Genomic DNA, 24155 nt, shown 5'->3' on the forward strand with positions numbered 1-24155 from the left:
TCGATGGTTGGGGCCAGCATAGTCCGACCCCGGGCTGTGATTGGCCGTTGCAGACCGCCTTGGCTAGGCTTGCTGTTTTGGCTGGTGGGAATTCTGAGAGGTTCTAGTGTCGATAACGGAAACCCCGAAGGCACCTGAACCGCAGTCCGGTGCCGCAAACAGGAAACGAAAACCCACCTTCCGCCCCGAAGTCCAGGGGCTCCGGGCCCTGGCAGTCCTGATGGTGGTGGCCTACCACGTCTGGCTGGGCCGCGTTTCGGGCGGCGTGGATATCTTCCTGCTGATTTCGGCTTTCCTGCTCACCCTGTCCTTCGTCCGCAAGGCAGAATCGGGCCACCCCTTCCGCCTGCTGGCGCACTGGCTGCACCTTTTCAAGCGCCTGCTGCCCGCCGCCGTCGTGGTGATCCTCGGGGTCCTGGCGGGCACCTGGCTGATCCTGCCGCAGGGCCGCTGGCCGCAGGTACTGGACCAGGCATGGGCGTCGCTGCTGTACCGGCAGAATTGGCTCCTGGCAGACACTGCCGTGGACTACTACGCGCAGGACCACGCCGGGGCAAGCCCGTTGCAGCACTTCTGGTCCCTGTCCATCCAGGGCCAGGTGTTCATCCTGTGGCCGCTGATCTTTGCCGCCACCGCTGCCGTGCTCAACCTGCTGCGCCGGGTTCCCCGCCTGCAGGGGCTGACCTACCGAGGGGTGCTGGCAGTGGTCTTTGGCGCTGTGCTGGCGGTGTCGCTGGCCTACTCCATTGACCAGACCGCCACCAACCAGGCGTACGCATACTTCGATACCCGCGCCCGGCTCTGGGAGTTCGCGCTCGGATCCCTGCTGGCGCTGGTGCTGCCCTACCTGAAACCCGGCCGCATAGTGAGGGTGGCCCTGGGCTGGGCCGGACTGGCAGCCATGGTGTCCTGCGGGCTGGTCCTGACCGTCGACCGGTCCTTCCCCGGTTATGCGGCGCTGTGGCCCACGCTGGCTGCTGCGGCCATCATCGTTGCGGGACAGACCGGCAGCCGCTTCGGCGTGGACCGGCTCCTCAGCAGCCGCCCAGCCGTCGCCCTGGGTGACAACTCCTACGCCCTCTACCTCTGGCACTGGCCCGTCCTGGTGCTGGCGCTCGCGGCCACCGGCGTGGAGGCGCCCAACCTCAAACAGGGACTGGGCATCGTCGGCGCCTCCATCGTGCTCGCTGTCCTCACCACCCGCTTTGTTGAAAAGCCGCTGCGCGACTGGCACTGGCCCAAGCTGCGCGCCTGGCGGACCGCCGTCGTCATTGTTGCCTGCGGTGCCCTGCTGGCCGGGCCCGTCGCCGTCTGGCAGACGTCGCTCACCGCAGAGGAAAGCGCGACGGCGGCACAACCCCGTGAGCTTACGCCTGGGGCCCGGGCGCTCACCCCGGAGAACGAAAACACGCCCGCGCCCAGGGCTCGAACCATCCCCGGGCCCACCGCCCTGGACAATGACTGGGCCGGCATCGACTCGCCCTGCACCGGCGCCAACGCCACCAGCGACCCCATCCTGGAGGGATGCCGGCAGGAGCTCCCGGAGGAACCGGCCACCAGGCGCATCGTGGTGCTGGGGGACTCCCATGCCCAGCAGTACCTGGCCGCGCTGGCTCCCGTGGCAGCCGCCCGCGGCTGGGAACTGGTGACCCTGCTGATGCCCGCATGCCGGTTCGGCGCCGAATCGGAGGCCAGGAATGCCGAATGCAACGCCTACAACAAGGCCAGCTCCGCCTACGTCCTGGAACACCGCCCGGATGCGGTGTTCACCGTGGCGTCGCTGACCCATGAGGACGCCCCGTTCGAAACCGAAGTGCCGGGATACCTGGATGGCGTGAAGCCATTCGCTGACGCGGGAATCGAGATCGTGGGCATCCGCGACAATCCGCGGTTCACCTTCAACATGCCCCAGTGCGCGCAGCGGAACGGTGCCGACGCGCCTGCCTGCAACCCGCCGCTGGCCGAATCGCTGGTGGAGCCGTCGCCGCTGGAGAATTACCGGGGCAAGCTGACCGGGCTGCACCTCATGGACATGAGCGACTTCATCTGTGCCCGGGGCGTCTGCCCTGCCGTGGTGGGAAACGTGTACGTCTACAAGGACGACAACCACCTCACCAGGACCTATGTGGAGACCATGATCCCCATGTTCGAGCAGCGGCTGCTGGCCGCGACCGGCTGGAGCTGAGCGCGTCTTTCGGGTGCGGTTGCTCACATTGGCGGCGTGGAATAGGGGGATCGTCGCCGAGGTTCTAATATTTACTCAACACTTTCTGCCCCCGGAACGCCGTCCTTGCATGGTGCTCCCGCAGGATCGTCTGCACAGGCCAGTTCCGTAATAACGGGCTGGTCATCGGCTGCAACCCCTACCCGTGACCCAGCAACCAAGGTAAGAGGCGCACTCATGACCGAGCCCCAACACGACCCCTTTGGCTTTATCGGCCTGACCTACGACGACGTCCTGCTCCTGCCGGGCCACACCAACGTCATCCCGTCCGAGGCAGACACCTCCTCGCGGATCTCCAAGCGGATCACCGTGCAGACCCCGCTGCTTTCCGCGGCCATGGATACCGTCACCGAATCCCGCATGGCCATCGCCATGGCACGCCAGGGCGGCCTGGGCGTGGTGCACCGCAACCTGTCCATCGCCGACCAGGCCGACCAGGTGGACCGGGTCAAGCGGAGCGAATCCGGGATGATCACCAACCCGCTGACCATTCGCCCCGAAGCCACGCTGCGTGAACTGGACGATCTCTGCGCCCACTACCGTGTTTCCGGCCTGCCCGTGGTGGATGAGGACAACCGCCTCCTGGGCATCGTCACCAACCGCGACACCCGCTTCGTCCCCGAATCGGACTTCCCGCTGCGGCTTGTCAGCGACGTCATGACCAAGATGCCTTTGGTCACGGGGCACGTGGGGATCAGCCGTGAGGAAGCCTCGCACAAGCTGGCAACCAACAAGATCGAGAAGCTCCCGCTGGTGGACGACCAGGGCCGGCTCAAGGGCCTGATCACCACCAAGGACTTCACCAAGGCTGAGCAGTACCCGCTGGCCACCAAGGACGACGAAGGCCGCCTCCGCGTGGGCGCCGCCATCGGCTTCTTCGGGGACGGCTGGGAGCGGGCCATGGCACTGGTCGATGCCGGCGTCGACGCCCTATTCGTGGACACCGCCAACGGCCACTCCCAGGGCGTGCTGGACATGATCCGCCGGTTGAAGTCGGACCCCGTCGCCGCGCACGTGGACATCATCGGCGGCCAGGCTGCCACCCGCGAAGGCGCCCAGGCACTGATCGACGCCGGCGCCGACGGCATCAAGGTGGGCGTCGGTCCCGGATCCATCTGCACAACCCGCGTGGTGGCCGGCGTGGGCGTCCCGCAGATCACCGCCATCTACGAATCCGCCAAGGCTGCCATCCCGGCCGGCGTGCCGCTGATCGCCGACGGCGGCCTGCAGTACTCGGGCGACATCGGCAAGGCGCTGGTGGCCGGAGCGGATACCGTCATGCTGGGCTCGCTCCTGGCCGGCTGCGACGAGTCCCCGGGCGAGCTGATTTTCGTCAACGGCAAGCAGTTCAAGTCCTACCGCGGCATGGGCTCCCTGGGTGCCATGCAGTCCCGCGGCAAGAACACGTCCTACTCGAAGGACCGCTACTTCCAGGCCGACGTGTCCGGCGACGACAAGCTCATCCCCGAAGGCATCGAAGGCCGCGTGGCCTACCGCGGACCATTGTCCTCCGTGGCCTACCAGTTGGTGGGCGGCCTGCGCCAGACCATGTTCTACACCGGCGCGCCAACGATCCCCGAACTGAAGGCCCGCGGCAAGTTTGTCCGCATCACGTCTGCCGGGCTGAAGGAATCGCACCCGCACGATATCCAGATGACGGTCGAAGCACCGAACTACGGTTCCCGCTAGGCGGGCCGTCGCGTTTCGCTGACTAGAGCGTGAACACGAGGAGGCAAGGTTTCGGCCTTGCCTCCTTTGTCTTCCCTCCGCGCTGCATCCCTGTCTTTGAATGTCAGTGCCTCGTTGGATGATGTTTCCATGACGATCAGCGGCAGTGGTGGAGTGGCTTTGGAAGGAATCCATGCCTCTGTTGCTGCCCTTGATGCGCTGGACCGTGAGGATGCTTTCCTGGCTGCCGGGGCAGGTGTCGGTCCTGATGTTGATGTGTTGCAGCGGCGGTATGAGCTCCGGCTGGAACGGCTGGAGGTGGTGAAGCGGCTGGAGGCGCAGCTCGCCGCGGTGAAAGCCCGTGATGTTGCCGAGGCCGTTGAGATCCAGCACGCGATGGTTGCTCCGGACGCGCCGGTGCATGAGCGCACGTTCGCGGAGATGTCAGCGGTGGAGGAGATCGCCGGGGTCCTGACCATCAGTTCCGGCGCTGCAAGGGCGTTTGTGGACCAGTCCCGGCGGGCCTGTTCCCTGCCGCCGGTGATGGACGCTTTGGCCGCCGGGGACCTGTCCTGGCAGCACGCCAAGATCGTTGCGGACGAAACAGAAGGCCTCACCCCGGACGGTGCCGCCGCCCTGGTGGCACACTTCTTCGACCCGGATGCGCCAAACCCGGCCCGCGGCGCCGGGCCCGCGGAACTCGTTCCCTCCCGGCTCCGGGCGAAGGTCCGGGGCTGGCGGGAGCGCCACCACCCCGAAACCCTGGAGAAGCGCCACGCGAAGGGCGTTGCGGACCGGCGGATGGAATACACCCCGGACCGCGACGGCATGGCCTGGATCTCCCTCCGCCTTCCCGGGCACACCGCTTCGGCGATCTGGAACCGCACCACCGCCACCGCCCGCGGCCTCCAAGGCCCCGACGAACCCCGCACCATCACCCAACTCCGCCCCGACATCGCGGCATCCCTGCTCCTCGGCGCCAGCAGCGCCAGCAGCGCCACCGACGCAACCCAAGCCAACGGAAGCACCGGTGAGATCGGGAAAGTCCCCACCCCGCGGGCGGACGTGCTGGTCATGGTCCCGGTGTTCTCCCTCTTCGGCATCACCGACGAACCCGCAGAACTCGACGGCCACGGCCCCATCCCGGCCTCCATGGCCCGGAAACTGGTCGCGGACGGGGCGGACTCGTTTTACCGGGTCCTGGTCGACCCCCGCGACGGGGCACCCTTGGAGATCGGCCGCACCCGCTACCGGCTCCCGGAGACCATCAAACAATGGATCCGGATGCGGGACGGAAAATGCACCTTCCCCGGCTGCAACAACCACACCCCGGACAATGACACCGACCACCTCACCGCCTGGGAACACGGCGGCCGAACAGACGTCCGCAACCTGGCACAGCTCTGCCCAAGACATCACCGGCTCAAGCACGCCCGGCCATGGATCCCCGACCCCGCAACCCACAACGGGCCGCCCGGCTGGACCTCACCCACCGAACGCCACTACAACCCCGAACACCCCGACCCCAACCCGACCCACTGGCCACAATGGCTGATGTCCACGTCCAGGCAGTGCGTCGACGCCCTCCCCGAGGATCTCCCACCGTGGGAACCGGACGACGGCACCCTCATCGATCCCAACGACTTGTCCCCGGAGGACCCCGTGTGGGCGGACTTCTTCGCGAAGCCGTTCGTGCTGCCGGTCTAACCCGTGACTCCCGTCCTTGACGGATCGTTCGGCGCTGCCCTTTTAGCTCTGGCCCGGCACTAGGCTGAATCCATGTCCCAACCGCGCCATCCGGCGGAACTGACGCCCAAACGTGATCCGCAAAAGCGGCTGGCCCTTCGTCCCTATGTCCAGGCCGTAGCCCAGGTGCTGCGGGTCAGTTTCCGCGCCTCACCGGGCGCTGTGGTCATGAAGGTGCTCGGCTCGCTGATCTCGGCTGTGCTGCCGTTGGTCACCACATTCTTCGCATCGCTCACCACGACGGCCCTGGCAGCGGCGTACGCCGGTGACGCCGGTGCAGGGCAGCGGGCAATTGTCTACGTCATCATCACCGCCGCGCTCGGCCTGTTCTGGGGTGCCTTCAACAGCGTGGACCGCTATATCCAGCAGCTGATGAGCTTCAAGGTGGGCGCGATCGTAGGCGACCAAATGTATGAGCGCTTCCTGGCCCTGGAGTTTTGGCGCTACGACGACAAGGAAACCGTTGACCTCTATGACCGCGCCAAGAGGTTTTCAGATTCCTACGCCCGCGTGCTGGACCGAATCGCTGCCATTTTCACGCAGCTGGTCTCGGTCATCCTTGCCATCGGCGCCCTGTTGCTGGTCAGCTGGTGGATCGCCGTCATTGTCCTCGTGGCAATCGTGCCCAGCGTCTACCTGCAGTTCAAGCTGTCCCGCGAACAGATCGCCCACTGGAACACTCAGGTTGATTCACGCCGGCAGCGCCGCATGATCGAGCAGAACCTGCTCCGCCCGCAGCACATTGCTGAAATGCGGCTCTACGGCATTGTCGGTTTCCTCATGGACCTCCGTGCCCGGCTCCGGGACGCGGATGAGCGGCGACGCCTCGATTACCAGCGGCGCTACATCCCCAAACAACTGGCCGCGGATGCGCTCCAGTACGGCGCGGAGGTGGTCTCCCTGATCTGGGTGGTGGGGCAGATCATCGCGCGCGCCCAGCCCGTCGGCCAGTTCCTGTACGTGCAGCAGATCGTCAGCCGCGCCCTGTCCACCGCGAACAACCTGGTTTCCTCCCTAAGCTCCATCGACGAGGACCTGGCCAACCTGAAGGACTACGAGCTGTTCATGGCGATGCCCGTGCACTCCGAACACGCCCCGCCGCTGCCGGAAGCGCCCAGGGAAGTCGAGCTGAAGGACATCCGCTTCACGTACACGGGAAGCGACATCGAAGTGATCCGGGGAATCAGCCTGACCATCCGCCAAGGCCAGCACATTGCCATCGTGGGGGAGAACGGCGCCGGCAAATCCACGCTGATCCGTATCCTCGCCGGCCTTTACCGTCCAGACTCCGGCCAGGTGCTGCTCGACGGCGTTGACCTGGCCGCCGTCGACGTCACCTCCTGGCACCGCCATCTGGCGGTCCTGAGTCAGGAGTTCCTCAAGTACGAGTTCGCCACCGCCGCGGAAAACATCTACTTCGGCGATGTGGACAGCCCGCGCGACGACGGGCGGATCCGGCGCGCCGCCGCCGACGCTGAGGCCCTGGAGTTCATCAACAAACTGCCCAACGGCCTGGACAACCACGTCAGCAACTGGATGGAGGACCCGCGCGGCCGGAAGGGCAGCGGCCTGAGCGGAGGCCAGTGGCAGCGGTTGGCCATGGCACGGAACTTTTACCGCGACGCGTCCTTCATGGTGATGGACGAGCCCACCTCGGCCATTGATGCGCTGGCCGAGCACAGGATCTTTACCCGCCTCTTCGCAGACCGCAGCAGCACCATCATTGCCATCAGCCACCGGCTGGCCACCATCGAGAAGGCCGACATCGTGTACATGCTGGAGGACGGGCAGATCGTGGAGCAGGGCACCCATAAGGAACTGGTGGCTTTGCGCGGACGCTACTTCCGGATGTTCGAATCCCAGCTCACGGTCCCCACCAGCTCCCTGACCTCGCAAGCTCGGACAGGTAACCCTGCTGGCGTGGGCCCAGAGCCGACAGGGCTCTAAGCCTCCACAACGGTGGTGCGCACCCGCGCCACACTGGGCCGCGGCGGGACGCTGCTGAAGCCGAAGGTCACCGCGGGGCTTATGGGGGCCAGTGCCCCGGCGTCGGCGCCTTCCCACGACACGACGGCGGAGGCCACGTGATGCAGGTCCGTCACCCCGTAATACTCCGCCCTGCCGCTGCCCGCCGTGCCGTAGGTGCGGGCGCCGGGAGCTGCGAGGGCGGCCATTGGACTGACCGCTGACAGCCACCGCGGATGGACTGCAAGGCGCCTGGGCACAGCCCGCAGCGCCGAACCAAGGTACGTCCTCGCTCCGATGACTGCCCGGATCGCCAGCGGGCCGGCGTCGACCGCCAAGGTTCCCTCCGTCAGCGACGCCCGGACGTCCACAACCTGCACCTCATCAAAGCTGTACGTTGACGCGATGAATTCCGCCACCTCGGGGGACGGCGCCAGCAACAGCCGGTGTCCGGAAGGCCGCTGCACCATGACGTCCGAGAAGGCCCCGAAAGGGGACTCCTGCCACATGCCGACCACCGCGCGCAGCCCGGAGGCCGTGCCAATGCCGGCGATATGCCCGTCGAAGACCCAGCGTCTGCCCATCAAGCCACTGTAACCACCGTCCGGGACCTGCGGGGCCGCTGGGATAACCTAGAGCAGTGACTTATGAGATCGAGATCGGCCGTGGCAAGCGTGGGCGTCGTGCCTACTCCCTGGATGACATTGCAATCGTCCCCAACCGTCGCACCCGCGACCCCAAGGACGTTTCCGTCTCCTGGCAGATCGACGCGTACCAGTTCGACATGCCGGTCATCGCGGCCCCGATGGACTCCGCCATGTCCCCGGCGACCGCCATTACCCTGGGCAAGCTCGGCGGCCTGGGCGTCCTCGACCTCGAAGGCCTCTGGACCCGCTACGAGGACCCGCAGGCCATCCTCGACGAGATCGCGGCGCTCCAGGACGAGACCAACAGCCCCGCCGTCACCGGCCGGATGCAGGAACTGTACAAGGCCCCCATCCAGCCCGAACTCATCACGTCCCGCCTGGCCGAGATCCGGGAGGCCGGTGTCACCGTCGCCGGTTCGCTGACCCCGCAGCGCACCCAGGAGCACTACAAAACCGTGGTGGCTGCCGGCGTCGACATCTTCGTCATCCGCGGCACCACCGTGTCCGCCGAGCACGTCTCCAAGGACCACGAACCGCTGAACCTCAAGCAGTTCATCTACGAACTCGACGTCCCCGTCATCGTCGGCGGCGCGGCGGGCTACACCCCCGCGCTGCACCTTATGCGCACCGGCGCGGCAGGCGTGCTGGTTGGCTTCGGCGGCGGCGCAACCACCACCACGCGCCGCGCCCTGGGCATCCACTCGCCAATGGCGTCCGCCATCTCCGACGTCGCTGCCGCCCGCCGTGATTACATGGACGAGTCCGGCGGCCGCTACGTGCACGTCATTGCCGACGGCGGCATGGGCACCTCGGGTGACATCGTCAAGGCAATTGCCATGGGCGCCGACGCCGTCATGCTGGGCAGCGCGCTGGCCCGCGCCGAAGAGGCGCCGGGCAAGGGCTGGCACTGGGGCCAGGAGGCGCACCACCTGGAACTGCCGCGCGGCGACCGCGCCAACGTGGGTACCGTGGGCCCGCTGGAGGAGGTCCTCTTCGGACCCGGCCACCACACCAACGGCACGTCCAACCTCATTGGCGCGCTGCGGCGCTCCATGGCGACCACCGGCTATTCGGACCTGAAGGAATTCCAGCGGGTCGACGTCGTCGTATCGCCTTACGCAGGCAACTGACGCGCAGGGCAGGGCGGGCACCTCCCGCCCTGCCCAAAGCACGCCGCCAGCAAGTAGTGTGGGTTTACTACCGGCACTAGCGGCACTGGAGGCGTTCAATGAAGAGTGTTCCTGCAAACGGCGGGGTCCTTGGCCCCGAAGCCAGGGAAGCATCCATCCAGCGGTTGCGCGCCACCACCGAACCAGGCCAGGAACTGGACATCCTGATTGTCGGTGGCGGCATCGTGGGCGCGGGAGCCGCATTGGACGCGGTCACCCGGGGCTTGAGCGTCGGCATCGTCGAGGCGAGCGACTGGGCTGCCGGCACGTCGTCGCGGTCTTCGAAACTCATCCACGGCGGCCTGCGCTACCTGGAGATGCTCGACTTCGCCCTGGTCAAGGAGGCCCTGCAGGAGCGCGGGCTGCTGCTCTCCGAAATTGCCCCGCACCTCGCCCGGCCGGTGCCCTTCCTGTATCCGCTCACCAAGCCGTTCATCGAGCGCCCCTACGTCGGGGCGGGCATCGCCCTGTATGACGTCCTGTCCGTCTCCAGCGGACACAGCCGCGGGGTCCCGTTCCACAAACACCTGAGCAAGCGCGGTACCCTGCGCGCCGCCCCCAGCCTGAAAAATGACGCTTTCGTGGGCTCCATCCGGTACTACGACGGCCAGGTGGATGACGCGAAATACGTCGCAAACCTGGTCCGGACCGCCGCCTATTACGGGGCCCATGCCGTGAACCAGGTGGCCGTGGTGGACTTCCTCCGCGAGGGTGAGCGGGTGGTCGGAGCCAAGGTGGAAAACCGCGAGGACGGAACGCAGTTCGGTATCCGCGCCAAGCAGGTCATCAACGCCACGGGAGTCTGGACAGACGAAACCCAGGCCATGGTGACCGACCGGGGCCAGTTGAAGGTCCGGGCCTCCAAGGGCATCCACCTGGTGGTTCCGCGCGACCGCTTCCAGTCCACTGTGGGCCTGATCCTGCGCACGGAGAAATCGGTGCTCTTCGTCATCCCGTGGGGACGCCACTGGATCATCGGCACCACCGACACCGACTGGCACCTGGACAAGGCCCACCCGGCTGCGTCCAGCAAGGACATCGACTACGTCCTGGAGCACGTCAACCAGGTGCTGAAACGGCCGCTGACCAGGGAGGATGTGGAAGGCGTGTATGCCGGGCTCCGGCCGTTGCTGGCCGGCGAAAACGACTCCACGGCCAAGCTGTCCCGCGAGCATGTGGTGGCGCACCCGGTCCCCGGCCTGGTGGTGGTGGCCGGCGGCAAGTGGACCACCTACCGGGTCATGGCCAAGGACGCGGTGGACGAGGCAACGCGAACCATGGACGAACGGGTCCCGCCGAGCTGCACGGAAACCATCCCGCTGCTGGGCGCCAGCGGCTTCCGGGCCGCGTGGAACCGCCGGAACCGCACCGCTGAGGAATCCGGGGTCCACGTGGCCCGGATCGAGCATCTGCTCAACAGGTACGGATCGATGACGCCCGAGGTGCTGGCCATCATCGAGCAGAACCCGGAACTGGCCGAGCCCCTCCCGGGAGCCGACGACTACCTGCAGGCCGAGGCCGTCTACGCCGCAAGCCATGAGGGTGCCCGCCACGTCCAGGACGTCCTGACCCGGCGGACGCGTATTTCCATCGAAGCCTGGGACCGCGGCGTGTCCGCTGCCCCCGTTGTCGCTAAACTGATGGGTGACGTCCTTGGCTGGAGTGACGCGCAGCGTGAAAACGAGATCCGCCACTACATTGCCCGCGTGGAAGCCGAACGCCTCAGCCAGCAACAGCCGGACGACGAATCCGCAGACGCCGCCCGCCTGGGCGCGGAAGACATCGTGCCCTTGCGCTGAGGGGCCCGCTAGCCCTGCACCGCTGACTGAAGGGATACGCCTTGGCGGAACCACTGGACCCGTACGACGCCCACCTCACCACTGCCGACATGGTGATCCTGGAAATGGAAGCGAAGGACAAGACCGACGCCACCAACCAGTTGGCGGAACGGCTGCACGCTGCCGGGCGGATCTCGGATCTTGACGGGTTCCTGAAAAACGTCAATGCCCGCGAGCACCAGCTGGCTACAGGGCTCCCGGGCGGCATCGGGCTCCCGCACGCGCGCAGCGAATTCGTCTCCCAAACCTCCATCGCGGTGGGCATCGCCAAGTACGGCCATGCCCTGGACTTCGGCGCCACGGACGGGCCCGCCACGGTCATCCTGCTGATAGCCACCCCCGCCAGTTCCTTCTCGGACCACCTCGAAGTGCTGGCCACCCTGGCACGGTCGCTGTCCAAGGAATCCTTCCGGGAGTCGCTCCGGCGGGCGTACGACGCCGAAGTGATCGCCGAACTCATCAACTCCAGCCTGGTGTTCTTCGACCACTAGGCCCGGCTGGCCCCCCCAGCCTCCGTCCGCCCGCCCTTTCCAGCTCCGGGCGTCCCCAGGCGTTTAGTTGTTCTACAAGAGTACGAAGTACGGTTAAGACGTGTGGAAAACAGCCCTCAAGCCCCGATGGATCGCAGGCTTTATCTTCGCGATCGCGCTCTCCGGGGTCTTCGTGCTGCTAAGCCAGTGGCAGTTCGGCCGCTCCACCCAACCCGAAGTGCCCGTTAACCCGGCCACCGAGCAGGTCCAGCCGCTGACAAGCACGCTGCAGCCAGGTGAGTTCTTCCACGGCAGCGTGGCGGACCAGATGATCACCGCGCAGGGAACATACAGCGCGGACAAACAGGTCCTTGTCCCCGGCCGGCTCCACGACGGAAAGACCGGCTACTGGGTGGTCTCGGCCTTCGCCGTCAAGGGTGCCCCCACACTGACCGGAGCCGCCGCAACACCACAGACCTGGATCCCCGTGGCACGCGGGTGGGTGGCGGAACCCCAGGACGCGGCAGCACCGCCGTCGGGCCTTGTTGAACTGACCGGTAGGCTGCTGCCGTCCGAGGCGCCCGTGGCCGGGAAAGCACCGAAGCCGGGGGAGGCCTCGGCTGTGTCCGTGGCCGAGCTCATCAACTACTGGGACGTGAGCAGCTATGCGGGCTTCGTGTCGGCCACTGCAGAGGTGGTGGGCGGCCAGGACGTCAGTGCCGCCGCCGTACCGGGGAGCCTCCTGCCGCTGGACATCGGCCCCCAGCCGCCGGCACAGCACATCAACTGGCTCAACCTCTTCTACTCCATCGAGTGGGTGGTCTTCGCCGGCTTTGCCCTCTTCATCTGGTGGCGGCTGGTCAAGGATGACTACCACCGGGACCTCGAAGAAGCCCTCGATGACGCCGAAAATACCGACGGCGACGGGCCCCACGAACCACACCAGCCACCCCAGCAGCCTGACCAGCACCAGCAGAAGGTACAGCCATGATTGATCCGAAACCGGCCACCCCGTCAGCACAGGCCCCCGGCGGCAAGGCCGGCAAGAAGCGCCGCTTCGGCGGTACCGAGGCCCAGATCCGGTCTGCCCTGAAGTTCTACAAGGTCATGGCCTACCTCACCGGCATTATGCTGCTCCTGCTGTGCGCTGAACTTGTGGCCCGGTACGGCTTCGGGCAGTACCTGTTCGCCGGCGGCACCAACGCGGTGACCGGCCAGCCGTTCGGCTTCGGGTTCGCCGACGCGGAGCCGCCGGGAGTGCTCAACGGCGTGAACATCTCCGTCACGGTCCTGATCGTTCACGGCTGGATGTACGTCGTGTACCTGATCTCCAACTTCCGGTTGTGGTCCCTGATGCGCTGGCCTTTCCTGAAGCTGGTCCTGCTGGCCCTTGGCGGTGTGGTTCCGTTCCTGTCCTTCATTGTCGAAAAGAAGTTCCACGCCGAGGTGGAGGCCGAACTGGCCGCCAACCCGCAGGCGCCGCAGCGCTACTAGCCGCTGCCGTTCCGGCCGCTGAGGTGCCGGGCCCTGCCTGGTGGCCATCCGCCGTCGTACGTCTGCTCCGTCACAGCGCGGCGTCTCAAGGTGCGCCGGTGCAAGGGCGCCAAGTAGGCTATTACGGTGACTACTCCCACTGCATCCCAGACTTCCCAGAAGCCGGTGCTGGTTGTTGATTACGGTGCCCAGTACGCGCAGCTGATTGCCCGCCGCGTCCGGGAAGCGAATGTGTATTCGGAAGTGGTTCCGCATACGTACACCACCGAGCAGCTCCTGGCCAAGAACCCCGCCGCCATCATCCTCTCCGGGGGGCCCTCCAGCGTTTACGCCGACGGCGCCCCGAGCGTGGGTGCCGACCTCTTTGAAGCCGGCGTCCCCGTCTTTGGCATCTGCTATGGGTTCCAGGCCATGGCCAATGCCCTGGGCGGCAAGGTGGACAAGACCGGACTGCGGGAGTACGGCTCCACCGAAACCACCATCCTGGGTGATGGCCGCTCTGTGCTGGAAGGCATGCCCCAGCACCAGAAGACTTGGATGAGCCACGGCGACTCCGTCCACGAGGCACCTGCCGGGTTCGACGTCCTGGCCACCACGGCCGGCGCCGAGGTCGCAGCATTCGCCAACGAGGAAAAATGCCTGTACGGGGTGCAGTGGCACCCGGAGGTCAAGCACTCGGACTACGGCCAGCAGGTGCTGGAGAACTTCCTCTTCAAGGGCGCCAAGCTCGAGCCCAACTGGACCACCGGCAACATCTTGGAAGAGCAGGTGGAGCGCATCCGCCAGCAGGTGGGGGACGCACGGGTCATCTGCGGCCTCTCCGGTGGCGTTGACTCCGCAGTGGCAGCAGCCCTGGTCCAGCGGGCCGTGGGTGACCAGCTCACCTGTGTGTTCGTTGACCACGGTCTGCTGCGTGAGGGCGAAGCCGAACAGGTGGAGCGCGACTTCGTGGCCGCCACCGGAGTGAAGCTGTACGTCGCCAACGAACAGGAACGCTTCCTCTCGGCCCTGGCCGGCGTCAGCGATCCGGAAACCAAGCGCAAGATCATCGGCCGCGAGTTTATCCGCGCCTTCGAAGAAGCCGAACTTGCCATCATCGCCGAGGCAGCTGCCCACGGCGAAAAGATCAAGTTCCTGGTCCAGGGCACCCTGTACCCCGACGTCGTCGAGTCCGGCGGCGGTGAAGGTGCCGCGAACATCAAGAGCCACCACAATGTGGGCGGCCTCCCCGAGGACCTGCAGTTCGAACTCGTTGAACCCCTGCGCGCCCTGTTCAAGGACGAGGTCCGCGCCGTGGGCGCCCAGCTGGGCCTCCCGCAGGAGATCGTTGGCCGCCAGCCGTTCCCCGGCCCGGGCCTGGGCATCCGGATCGTCGGCGAGGTGACCAAGGAGCGGCTGGACCTGCTGCGCAAGGCAGACGCCATCGCACGCGCCGAGCTCACGGCAGCCGGCCTGGACAACGAAGTGTGGCAGATGCCCGTGGTCCTGCTCGCAGACGTCCGCAGCGTGGGCGTCATGGGTGACGGCCGCACCTACGGGCACCCCATCGTGCTTCGCCCCGTCTCCTCCGAGGACGCCATGACAGCGGACTGGTCACGGCTGCCCTACGACCTCCTGGCCCGGATCTCCAGCCGGATCACCAACGAGGTGGACGGCGTCAACCGCGTGGTGCTGGACGTCACCAGCAAGCCGCCGGGAACCATCGAATGGGAATAGCATCCTAAGTGGCCGGCCTCCGCCAGCGGGGGCCGGCCACTGCTTTTCCCGGACGAATCCTTCGGCAATTTCCCGTGCTCCAGTGTTGCGGTCTCTCAAGTCCGGCGCCGGACCGGCTACTCTCGAATCTATGCCGGTATGGTCCAGGACGTCACGTGCAAACGCAGAAAAGAAGGCAGAAGTGTCAGTTGGTCAAGGCCACCCGGAAGGCTCGGAAGAGCTTCGTAAATGGCTGTCAGGGCTTAAACCCGTCACCGGTGCGGACACGATGCTGCGCTTCACCAAGACGCCCGAAGGCTCCATCGACCTGACATCGGCGCACCCCTCCGGGCTCGCCCAGCTCATGGCCGGGCGCCGCACACGCCTGTCCACGCTGATCCGTGACAGGCAGCAGTATGTGGTAGCCGCCCGGGCTTCGCGCAACATCCGGTCCAAGATCTTCGAGCTCGCCAACGACCGCGGCATCGATGCCGGATACCTGTCCGCGGGCACCGTGGTGTGGACATCGGCTGTCGGCGGCAAACCCCAGCGGGTGTCCGCCCCGGTCATGCTGACCGCCATCTCCCTCACCGTGCGGCCGGGGGAGGACGACTTCGAACTGCAGCTCACCGAGCAGGCGCACATCAACCCCGCCCTGGTGCGGCACCTGAAGAACATCCACGGAATCGTCTTCGACGTCAACGCCGTCACCCGCCTCGCCTACAGCACCGCCCGGTTCGACCCGCAGCCTGTCCTGGACCGCCTGGCCACCCTGATCTGGCCCATCCACGGAGCGGAAACCCAGCACAACCTGCTCGTTTCCACCTTCGCTGACCTCTCCGGCAACCTCGACGACCCCTGGATCAACGACTCCCATCCCGTGGTGTCCGCGCTGGCCACTGCCGCCGGCGGCGAAATGGTGGACATCGACCAGCCCGACCCGTCCCGCTTTCCCCACCTGGACAACAGGGATCCCAAGGACGAGCTGCTGCTGCTGGATGCGGACACTGACCAGCAGTACGTCATTGACGCGGCCCGGGCCGGGGACTCCCTCGTTGTCAGCAGCCCGCCCGGCACCGGCCAGACCCAGACGGCCATCAACACCATCGGTGCCCTGGTGGACGCCGGCAAGACAGTACTGGTGGTGGGCGACCGCCGCGCCAGCCTCAATGAGGTCTCCGGACACCTCGAGTCGCTGGGGCTGGAGTCCATCCTGTTCCAGCTCACCGGAAACGTCACCGCGCAGCAGCTGAAGGGCCAGCTGGTCCGGGCCATTGTGCGGAACGAAAAGTCACTGGAACCGCAGCTCGGGAACCTCCACAACACCCTGGTCGAGCACCGGCACGCGCTTATGGACCACGTGGCGTCGCTCCACAACGTCCGCGAGCGTTGGGGCTGCTCGCCCTACCAGGCCATGCAGTCACTGGCCGAGCTCACCTCCATCCATCCTGCGCCCGCCACCACCGTCAGGCTCAAGCGCAGCGTGCTGGACAGCATCCGGGACCGCGAGGAACTGGCCGGCAGGCTCAAGCGCGCCGCGGAACTGGGCAGCTTCAGCAAAGCGGCCACCACCAGCCCCTGGCACGGGGCCCGGCTGTTGACCCGCAAGGAAACGGAGGAAGCCCAGGACCTGGTCCGCTCCGTCGCCAAGAGCCTGCCCCTCCTGAGGGACCGCATGGACGCCGTCGCGGAGCACGCCGAAATCCGCCTGGGCGAGTCATTCGCCGAGTGGGGCGAGCAATTGGAACTGCTGGTCGCCGTCCGTGGAAGCCTGGACAAGTTCACCCCGGACATCTTCGACCGGCCCGTGACGGACCTTATTTCCGCCACTGCCCTTTCTTCCTGGCGGCGTGAGCGCGGGATCGAGCTGACGGCCATGCAGCGCTCCAGGCTGCGCCGGGTAGCCAAGGAATACGTCCGCCCGGGTGTCCACATCGCAGACCTGCACTCATCCCTGGTGCTGGTCCAGGAACAGCGTGCCCTGTGGGCGGGGTATGCCACCACCCAGCGGCACCCCGCCGTTCCCTCCGGCCTGGCCGAAATGAACGCCATGTACCGGTCCCTGGACCAGGAGCTGGCACAGCTGGGCGAGGCGCTGCAGCATACGGAGGGCGGCGGGTCGCTGTCCACCGTTCCCTACGCGCGGCTGATGGAACGCCTGGAGCGCTTGGTGGCAGACACCGATACGCTCAAGACCCTGCCCGAACGCACACTCCTCATCGAGAACATGCGCGAACACGGCCTGGGCGAACTCCTTGCCGACCTCGCCGAACGGGAAGTCCCCGAAGGGTCCGTAGCCGCAGAACTGGAGCTCGCCTGGTGGCAGTCAGCCCTTGAGGCAATGATCAGCGGTGACGACTACCTGGCCATGTCCGACGGCGATGCACTGCGGCAGCTTGAAGCGGAGTACCGGCTGGCGGACAACGCCCACATCGCCAGCGGCGCCGCCCGCCTGCGTTGGGACCTGGCCGAGCGGTGGCGGACCGCCATCGCCGCCCAGCCGCGCCAGGCCGATCTGCTGCGCAGCTTGCTCAAGGACGGACGGGTGTCCCTGCCGGCCCTGACCGCGCAGGCTCCGGACCTGATCGGCACCCTGGTCCCGGTATGGTCCGTCAGCCCGTACCTGATGACGGGCCTGCTTCCGGCTGAACAGCATTTCGACGCCGTCGTGATCCTCGATGCGGAAGCGACGTCCCTGCAGGCCGTCCTGCCGTCGATCGCCCGTGCCCGGCAGATCATCGCCTTCGGCGATTCGCGCATTGCCACGCCGCGGACCTTCACCGTTGGGGTGGAGCGGCTGGCGCCGGGAGAGTCCGCCCACCAGCGGGTGGAGAGTGCCTTCACCGCGCTCTCCGCCGTGCTTCCGGTATGGCGGCTCAACGTGGTGTACCGGGCGGTGGATGAGGACTTGGTCCTTCAGCTGAGCAAGAACTTTTACGACGGCGGCCTGCGCCGGCTGCCCGAAGGCCAGTCGGCCACGGGGCTGGACCGGTCGCTGCTGGTGGAATACCTGCCCGACGGCACCGGCCTTCCCAGCGCCGACCACGAGGGTGTCGAGTCCGTGGTTGCCGAAGTCAACCGCGTGGTGGAACTGGTCTTCGAACATGCCCGCCTCCGTCCCCGGACCTCGCTGGCCGTGGTTACCGCCAGCCTCCGGCACGCTGCCAGGATTGGTGAATCCATCAGGCTCCAGCTGTCCAACCAGCCGGGCCTGGCCGGTTTCTTTGGCGCCGGCCCGGAGTCCTTCCGGGTGGTGGACCTGGAACGAGCGCAGGGACTGGTCCGCGATCACGTCATTTTCTCGCCGGGTTTCGGGCGGACCCCGCACGGCCGGGCACTGCACAACTTCGGACCGCTGTCCGCCGAGGGCGGCCGGGAGAAATTTGCCCTGGCGATGACCCGGGCGCGGCGTTCCATGCACGTCCTCACCTGCTTCCGGTCGGAGGACCTGGACCAGACCCGGCTCACGCACGGGGCGGTTGACCTCTACACGCTGCTGGACCGGGAAATTTCCGGCAACACAGATCTGGGCACGCCCGCATCCCGTGCCGCGGCCAGTGAACAGGCGCTGGGAGCGGATCCGCTGGTGGCCGACCTGGGGGACAGGCTGCGGGCCCGTGGCGCCAGGGTCTGGCACCAGTACGACGGCGCCATCGACGTGGTTGCCGCGGCGGACCCCCTGAACACCATGGGCCAGGACGACATCGACCTCCCGCGGCCCGTAGCCATCGAGTCCGATGGCACTGCGCAGTACCGCACCATGAGCGTGCGTGAGCGCAGCAGGCTGCGGCCGCAACTGCTTGAACGCCTGGGATGGCGGTACATGCCGTTGTGGACCATTGAGGTTTTCACAGACCCCTCCTCCTGCGCCGACCGCATTGCGGGGTACCTTGGCCTTGAGAAGATGGTGCTCCCGGGACGGAGTCCGTCCTCCACCGGGTTCCTGGACGACGACTTCAACCACGCGCTCCATGGAATCGACGGGACGCCCTCTGCCGGTGTCTCCTACCTGCCATCCGAGGCCGGTGGAAACCGAAACAGCGATGGAAGCCGCCGGCAGGAAGAGGGCAGCCAAGGCAGGCGGGTCCAGGATCCGCGGGAAACAGATGCGATGACAACAGAAGACAGGCCTGGGAACAAGAGGCCCGAGGAAGATATGCGCCAGAACGAAAACGACCGGAACGAAAACGACCAGAACGAAAATGACCAGACCGGGACCGACAGCCAGGGCAAGCCCGGGACCGGAGCAGCAGCTGCCGTTCCCGCTGATCCCACCGCCGCCAAGGCAGGGTCGGGCGGTAACGGGGAGATTCTCCCCAGCAAGGCGGCAGAGGACGACGCGCGCAGCTGGGGTGACCGCGAGGACGACCACGACACCTGGCTGAAGGAACAGAAGCCGCCGCACTGGGGCTGACCACCGCATTCCAGCGGCGCCGCGGATCATGGCTGCCCCACCAGAACGAAGAACAGCCTGCCTTGGGTGGAGGCCCCGGCCAGGCGTGATGACTGTTCCGCTGTGGCTGCCACCACGATCAGTCCATCCGTCTCTGTGGTGCCCAGCCATTGTCCGGTCTGGCCGCCCTTATTCGAGGTCCACAGCACGGGGACGGCCGACGCCAACACTTCGGAGGGGCCCTGCTGGTCGAACCCATTGGCGGATGTCAGCACCACGTTGACCAGCTGGCCGGGGGAGACCAGCTGGATGGACGAGGCATCCGCCATGCGCAGGGGAACCGCCGCCGAACCGGGCGGCGTCCCTGCCAGGAGCCCGGGGCCCAGCAGCTGGGCATCGGTGAGGAGCTGGCCCTTCCGGAGCGGAGCCGCGAGCTGCTTGCCCGTGGCTGCGGCGCCGTCCCGGAGGAAGCCGTCGGCCACCATTCCGGGAGGCACCTGGACACGGTCCAGATCGGCCGCTGTTACAGCGGTTCCGGCGGCCAGGTCCCGGGCAGCGGCCAGCGCAGTCACAGTGGAGAGCGGGGCAGGAGTGAGCTGCTGGACCGCGATTGCTGCAGCGGCGCATAAAAGCAGTGCCGCCGCGAGGCGCCGGTTGCGGCTTAGCCAGCCGGCAAACCGGGAATGCAGGGGGCGGTTTCCGGGCCGGCGCCCGAGCTGATGCGCGCTGCCGGCACTGTGGGTGTTCCCGGGAAACCGGAGGCTGTCACGGCGGCGGGGGAGTATGGGCATGCGCCCACGCTAATTGCTGCCGCCCCGGCAGGGGAGCCAGGACGGCTGCTATGTGGACAAAGGCGGCCGGACGCTGCTTGAACCCGCGTGGCAAGCGCCCGGCCGCCGTCGTAAAGACCGTCGTCGTAAAGACTTGGTTGCTTAGCTGGCGGCAGCTGCTGCCGGCGCCGAAGCGGCGGGGGCGGCAGCAGGCGTGGCCGGAGCCGCGGCCGGTGCGGGCGAAACGGAGCTGCCCTTGGAATCGCGCGAGTCGGTGCGGTAGAAGCCCGAGCCCTTGAAGACGACACCGACGCTGTTGAACTTTTTGCGCAGCGTGCCCTGGCATTCAGGGCAGGACGTCAGGCTGCTGTCCGAGAACGACTGGACAATGTCGAAGGCGTGGCCGCAATCCTTGCAGGCGTAAGCATATGTTGGCACTGGTGCTCCTCCTCTTGGGCAAACGAGAGGTCCCGTGCTGCCATGGGTAAACCGTTAGCAGTCGCAGGGCCTGAGTGCTAATTCTATCACTGCGTCCGGACGGCCCGGGCTTAGGCGCTGCCCGCCAAGGGCCGGTAGCCGGACGGAGCCAGGACGGCCGGGACCGGCCGGTCGAACTCCTCGGCCGGAATCCGGCCGGCGGGCAGCAGTTCATCGTCGTAGATAACAGCGGCCAGTGGAATTTCCTTCCCTGCCGTGGCGAGGTGCCCCAAGAACTTGTCGTAGTACCCGCCGCCCTGGCCGATCCTGTTGCCCGCGAGGTCCACCGCGGTGGCCGGAATGAAAAGCATTGCTGCACCGCCGGCTGTGTCCGGCCCGTGCCGCTGCCCAGCGGGTTCCAGTATTGGTGCATATTTGCTGCGTTCGAAGCCGGTGTCCGGCGTCCAAAACACCCAGCTCAATTCCCGGCCGGGCTCGCACACGGGAAGCAGCACCTGGTGCCCGCTGTGATGCAGGGCGTTAATCAGGGGCAGTGTGGGCGGTTCGTGTCCCACGCCCAGGTAGACGCAGGCAATACCCGGGCGATCTCCAGTGACCGTCCTTGCCCATTCTTTCCCATGGGCAGCCAGCGCCGCCCCCGCCGCTTCCAGCTGCGCCGGCGTAAGGGCTGCCCGTCGTCGCCGGTGTGCCGCCCTGATGTCGTCCTTGACCGCGTCGGTCTCCTGCAGCATGGTGTCCTTCCTGCATTGGCCGGTGTTCCGGGGACTTTTCAAGCCCCGCATGCGGGCCTGCCGCGCCGGTGGTTACTGAAATGCTTGACTGACGTTAGATTAGTCCGGTGAACACCAGTAACCCCAGAGTCCGCAAAGCCGTCATTCCCGCCGCGGGCCTGGGCACCAGGTTCCTGCCTGCCACCAAAGCCATGCCCAAGGAAATGCTTCCCGTCGTTGACAAGCCTGCCATCCAGTACGTGGTGGAGGAAGCTGTCCACGTGGGCCTCCACGACGTACTGATGATTACGGGCCGGAACAAGCGGGCCCTGGAAGACCACTTTGACCGTGTTCCGTCCCTTGAGTCCACCCTCCAGGACAAAGGGGACACGGAGAAGCTTGCGTCCATCCAGGCAGCCAGCCAGCTTGGCGACATCCACTATGTCCGGCAAGGCGACCCTCACGGTCTGGGCCATGCGGTGCTCCGCGCAAAACAGCACGTGGGCGACGAAGCGTTCGCCGTCCTGCTGGGCGATGATCTGATTGACGCCCGCGACGAACTGCTCAGCACCATGGTCGACGTGCAGGCGAAAACGGGAGGGTCCGTCGTCGCCCTCATTGAAGTGGAACCCTCGCAGATCAGTGCCTACGGATGCGCCGACATCCAGGAGATCGACGGGGAAGACTACGTCCGCGTCAACCGCCTGGTGGAGAAGCCTTCCCCGGAGGAAGCGCCGTCCAACCTGGCCCTGATTGGGCGCTACGTCCTGCACCCAGCCGTGTTCGGAGTCCTTGAACACACAGAGCCGGGGCGGGGCGGGGAGATCCAGTTGACGGATGCCCTCCAGGAACTTGCGTCCGGTGACGGTGCGGGGCATGGGGTGTACGGCGTCGTCTTCCGGGGGCGCCGCTACGACACCGGCGACAAACTCAGCTACCTCAAGGCCTGCATACAGCTCGCCATCGACAGCGACGACCTGGGCCCGGGCCTGCGCGAATGGCTGCCGGGTTTCACCGCGGACCTTTCCCGGTAGCGCCATGCGCAGTGGTCCCATCTGGCCGGTCACGCTCGAGTGCGGCGATCTGGTCCTGCGGCCAATCCGGTACCGCGACAAACAGGAATGGATGGAGGTGCGCTCTCGGAACAGCGAGTGGCTGCAGCCTTGGGAGGCCTCCAACCCCGATCCTTCCGGGGGGCTGCCGGATTACCGGCACATGGTCCGGTCGCTCAAAGCGCAGGCCGCCCAGGCCACGGCACTGCCCTTCCTCATTACCGAGTGGCGGCCGGGGCTCAGGAGCCCCGCCATTGTGGGCCAGCTGACCGTGTCCTCGATTGTCTGGGGTTCGGCCATGATGGCGACCCTTGGATACTGGGTGGACCAGGCGCGGGCAGGGCGGGGGATAGCCCCCACATCCGTGGCGCTGGTGACCGACCACTGCTTCCGTGCCCTTGGCCTGCACCGGATGGAAATCAACATCCGGCCTGAAAACGGGCCCAGCCTGCGGGTGGTGGAGAAGCTGGGTTTCCGGGACGAGGGGTACCGGCCCCGCTTCCTGCACATAAATGGCCAATGGGCGGACCACCGATCGTTCGCCCTCACCGCCGAAGAAGTCCCGGAGGGCTTGTTGAGTCCCTGGCTGGCCTCGCGCCGGTCATAAATCAAACGGTTTGCCGGTGGCGGGACGACACACCGCCGGTAATGCGGCCTGAGCAGGCATGATGCTCATACGGTTTTGAGTGTGGACTTCCCCCTTAGCAGCTCAGTGATCCTTGTGGTTGCCGTCGCGCTCTGGATTGTTTGGGTTGCCCCTTACGTCCTCCGGAACCGCAGGCACCAGTTCCAGCCCGCCGGCGAATTCCGGGCAGACGCCCCCGCCGATGAGGGGCCGGAACCGCCCACCGGCCTGGTCTTGAACGTCGCCGCCCAGCAGGAGAAAGCCATGGAAACCAGGAAGAGCCCGGCATCCGGTGCCGGCACTGCCAGCACCCAGCCTCCGGCCCAGTTCCGCATCCGCTATGGGCGGACCGCGTTGGCCCTTGTGGGGCTGCTCTCCCTGGTGACTGCGTTCATCTCGGGTGTCCTGGCAGCGTTCGGCATTGGTACTGCCGCCCTTCCGCTCCTGTGTACGGTGCTGACCGTTGGTTCTGTGGCGTTGCTGCGTTTCCTCGCCGTCCGGGACCGTAAAGCAAAAGTCGATGCGGCGTTCCGCTCCGCCATGAGTGCACCTGCACGCCGTCCGGAGATGGGTGAAGCGATTCCGCCGAAGCCTGAGGCTGCGCCGGCCAGGCCGGAGAGCCCGCTTTTCGACGCCGAGGCAGGCGAGGCCAAAATCAAGCGGCTGACTGCTGTTGAGCTCCGTGAAGCGGCCCTCGCCGTCGCTGTGGCTGCCGGTGACACCAGTGCTGCACAGGCGGCTCCGGCCACTCCGGCGGGAACCCCCTGGGAGCCCGTGGAAGTCCCCAAGCCCGTTTACGTGGAGGCCGCCAAGGCGAAGCGCCCTGAGCCCCAGCCGCTGGAACTTCCTGACGCGCCCAAGGCGGTTGGCAAGCCGTCCCTGAAGAAGGGGGCTGCCGGGGTCCAGGCAGCAGAGGCCGCGGAAGCACAGCAGCTGAGTGACCAGCAGCTGGCCAAGGGGCAGAGCGCGCTGAGCAACCTCGACGACGTTCTTCAGCGCCGCCGCGCATAAAGGCCCGACGGCGGCCCGCAGCTTCCGCGCGGCTGGTCAGTGTGTCAATTGGCATTGGGCCGGGAAAATTTGTAGCCTAGGGACACCGGTTAGGCACCCTGGAACACAATGCAGGGTTCGGCCGCTTCCGGGGCTATAGCTCAGTTGGTAGAGCGCTTCGTTCGCATCGAAGAGGTCAGGAGTTCGAATCTCCTTAGCTCCACGGTTTGTAAGCTGCGGCAGTTTGCGTGGTTGCGCTCC

Annotated in this window: 18 protein-coding genes and 1 tRNA gene; 15 read left to right on the plus strand and 4 right to left on the minus strand. The window is 66.6% G+C overall.

Annotated features, from left to right (window positions below; translation table 11 throughout):
• Positions 1-112 precede the first annotated feature (112 nt).
• From QFZ60_RS05630 to QFZ60_RS05645, 4 genes are all read left to right on the plus strand, one after another.
• The gene (locus tag QFZ60_RS05630) at positions 113-2185 is read left to right on the plus strand and encodes an acyltransferase family protein (RefSeq protein ID WP_307093213.1); all 2073 of its coding nucleotides are present in this window, start codon (positions 113-115) and stop codon (positions 2183-2185) included.
• A 216-nt stretch (positions 2186-2401) separates the two neighbouring features.
• Complete coding sequence (guaB, locus tag QFZ60_RS05635; RefSeq protein ID WP_142117142.1) at positions 2402-3913, plus strand: IMP dehydrogenase; 1512 nt, start codon at positions 2402-2404, stop codon at positions 3911-3913.
• Positions 3914-4042: 129 nt separating this feature from the next.
• The gene (locus tag QFZ60_RS05640) at positions 4043-5599 is read left to right on the plus strand and encodes an HNH endonuclease signature motif containing protein (protein WP_307088889.1); all 1557 of its coding nucleotides are present in this window, start codon (positions 4043-4045) and stop codon (positions 5597-5599) included.
• Positions 5600-5671: 72 nt separating this feature from the next.
• Positions 5672-7585, plus strand: coding sequence for an ABC transporter ATP-binding protein (locus tag QFZ60_RS05645; protein WP_307088891.1), 1914 nt, complete (start codon positions 5672-5674; stop codon positions 7583-7585).
• Here the strand turns inward: QFZ60_RS05645 and QFZ60_RS05650 are convergent.
• On the minus strand, positions 7582-8187 hold the full coding sequence (locus tag QFZ60_RS05650) for a hypothetical protein (RefSeq protein WP_307088892.1): 606 nt from the start codon (positions 8185-8187) through the stop codon (positions 7582-7584). The two genes, QFZ60_RS05645 and QFZ60_RS05650, sit on opposite strands and share 4 nt — an antisense overlap.
• Before the next feature lie 56 nt (positions 8188-8243).
• Here QFZ60_RS05650 and QFZ60_RS05655 point away from each other — a divergent pair, with 56 nt between their 5' ends.
• The 7 genes from QFZ60_RS05655 to QFZ60_RS05685 all read left to right on the plus strand — a co-directional run bounded on the left by QFZ60_RS05655 (position 8244) and on the right by QFZ60_RS05685 (position 19330).
• Positions 8244-9380: a GuaB3 family IMP dehydrogenase-related protein gene (locus tag QFZ60_RS05655; protein WP_142031892.1), complete on the plus strand. Its 1137-nt coding sequence runs from the start codon at positions 8244-8246 to the stop codon at positions 9378-9380.
• A gap of 98 nt (positions 9381-9478) precedes the next feature.
• Positions 9479-11218 carry a glycerol-3-phosphate dehydrogenase/oxidase gene (locus tag QFZ60_RS05660; protein WP_142117135.1) on the plus strand — a complete coding sequence of 580 codons (1740 nt, stop codon included), beginning with the start codon at positions 9479-9481 and terminating at the stop codon, positions 11216-11218.
• Positions 11219-11259: 41 nt separating this feature from the next.
• Entirely contained in the window at positions 11260-11748 is a 489-nt protein-coding gene (locus QFZ60_RS05665; RefSeq protein WP_142117134.1) for a PTS sugar transporter subunit IIA, read from the plus strand.
• A 100-nt stretch (positions 11749-11848) separates the two neighbouring features.
• The gene (locus QFZ60_RS05670; protein ID WP_307088896.1) at positions 11849-12718 is read left to right on the plus strand and encodes an SURF1 family protein; all 870 of its coding nucleotides are present in this window, start codon (positions 11849-11851) and stop codon (positions 12716-12718) included.
• A complete protein-coding gene (locus QFZ60_RS05675; protein ID WP_307088897.1) occupies positions 12715-13221 on the plus strand; it encodes a DUF3817 domain-containing protein in 507 nt (168 codons plus the stop codon). The genes QFZ60_RS05670 and QFZ60_RS05675 overlap by 4 nt, the downstream gene beginning before the upstream one ends.
• Before the next feature lie 126 nt (positions 13222-13347).
• A complete protein-coding gene (gene guaA, locus QFZ60_RS05680; protein ID WP_142117130.1) occupies positions 13348-14937 on the plus strand; it encodes a glutamine-hydrolyzing GMP synthase in 1590 nt (529 codons plus the stop codon).
• 130 nt (positions 14938-15067) lie between these two features.
• Entirely contained in the window at positions 15068-19330 is a 4263-nt protein-coding gene (locus tag QFZ60_RS05685; protein WP_307088900.1) for a DUF4011 domain-containing protein, read from the plus strand.
• A gap of 26 nt (positions 19331-19356) precedes the next feature.
• On the opposite strand, the gene QFZ60_RS05690 is transcribed toward QFZ60_RS05685, so the two are convergent.
• The 3 genes from QFZ60_RS05690 to QFZ60_RS05700 form a co-directional block, all read right to left on the minus strand.
• The gene (locus tag QFZ60_RS05690; protein ID WP_307088902.1) at positions 19357-20100 is read right to left on the minus strand and encodes an RcpC/CpaB family pilus assembly protein; all 744 of its coding nucleotides are present in this window, start codon (positions 20098-20100) and stop codon (positions 19357-19359) included.
• Between the two features lie 141 nt (positions 20101-20241).
• Positions 20242-20517, minus strand: coding sequence for an FmdB family zinc ribbon protein (locus QFZ60_RS05695; RefSeq protein ID WP_142117128.1), 276 nt, complete (start codon positions 20515-20517; stop codon positions 20242-20244).
• 110 nt (positions 20518-20627) lie between these two features.
• Positions 20628-21248, minus strand: a complete 621-nt coding sequence (locus QFZ60_RS05700; RefSeq protein WP_142117127.1) for a 5-formyltetrahydrofolate cyclo-ligase — start codon at positions 21246-21248, stop codon at positions 20628-20630.
• A gap of 107 nt (positions 21249-21355) precedes the next feature.
• On the opposite strand from QFZ60_RS05700, the gene galU reads away from it, so the two are divergent.
• The 4 genes from galU (at position 21356) to QFZ60_RS05720 (ending at position 24117) form a co-directional block, all read left to right on the plus strand.
• The gene (gene galU, locus QFZ60_RS05705) at positions 21356-22261 is read left to right on the plus strand and encodes a UTP--glucose-1-phosphate uridylyltransferase GalU (RefSeq protein WP_307088907.1); all 906 of its coding nucleotides are present in this window, start codon (positions 21356-21358) and stop codon (positions 22259-22261) included.
• Between the two features lie 4 nt (positions 22262-22265).
• A complete protein-coding gene (locus QFZ60_RS05710) occupies positions 22266-22886 on the plus strand; it encodes a GNAT family N-acetyltransferase (protein WP_307088909.1) in 621 nt (206 codons plus the stop codon).
• Between the two features lie 105 nt (positions 22887-22991).
• On the plus strand, positions 22992-23915 hold the full coding sequence (locus QFZ60_RS05715) for a hypothetical protein (RefSeq protein WP_307093215.1): 924 nt from the start codon (positions 22992-22994) through the stop codon (positions 23913-23915).
• 129 nt (positions 23916-24044) lie between these two features.
• Positions 24045-24117, plus strand: a tRNA-Ala gene (locus tag QFZ60_RS05720).
• Positions 24118-24155: the final 38 nt, after the last annotated feature.

Origin of the sequence: Arthrobacter sp. B2I5, assembly GCF_030816735.1 — a bacterium.
Taxonomy (GTDB): domain Bacteria; phylum Actinomycetota; class Actinomycetes; order Actinomycetales; family Micrococcaceae; genus Arthrobacter.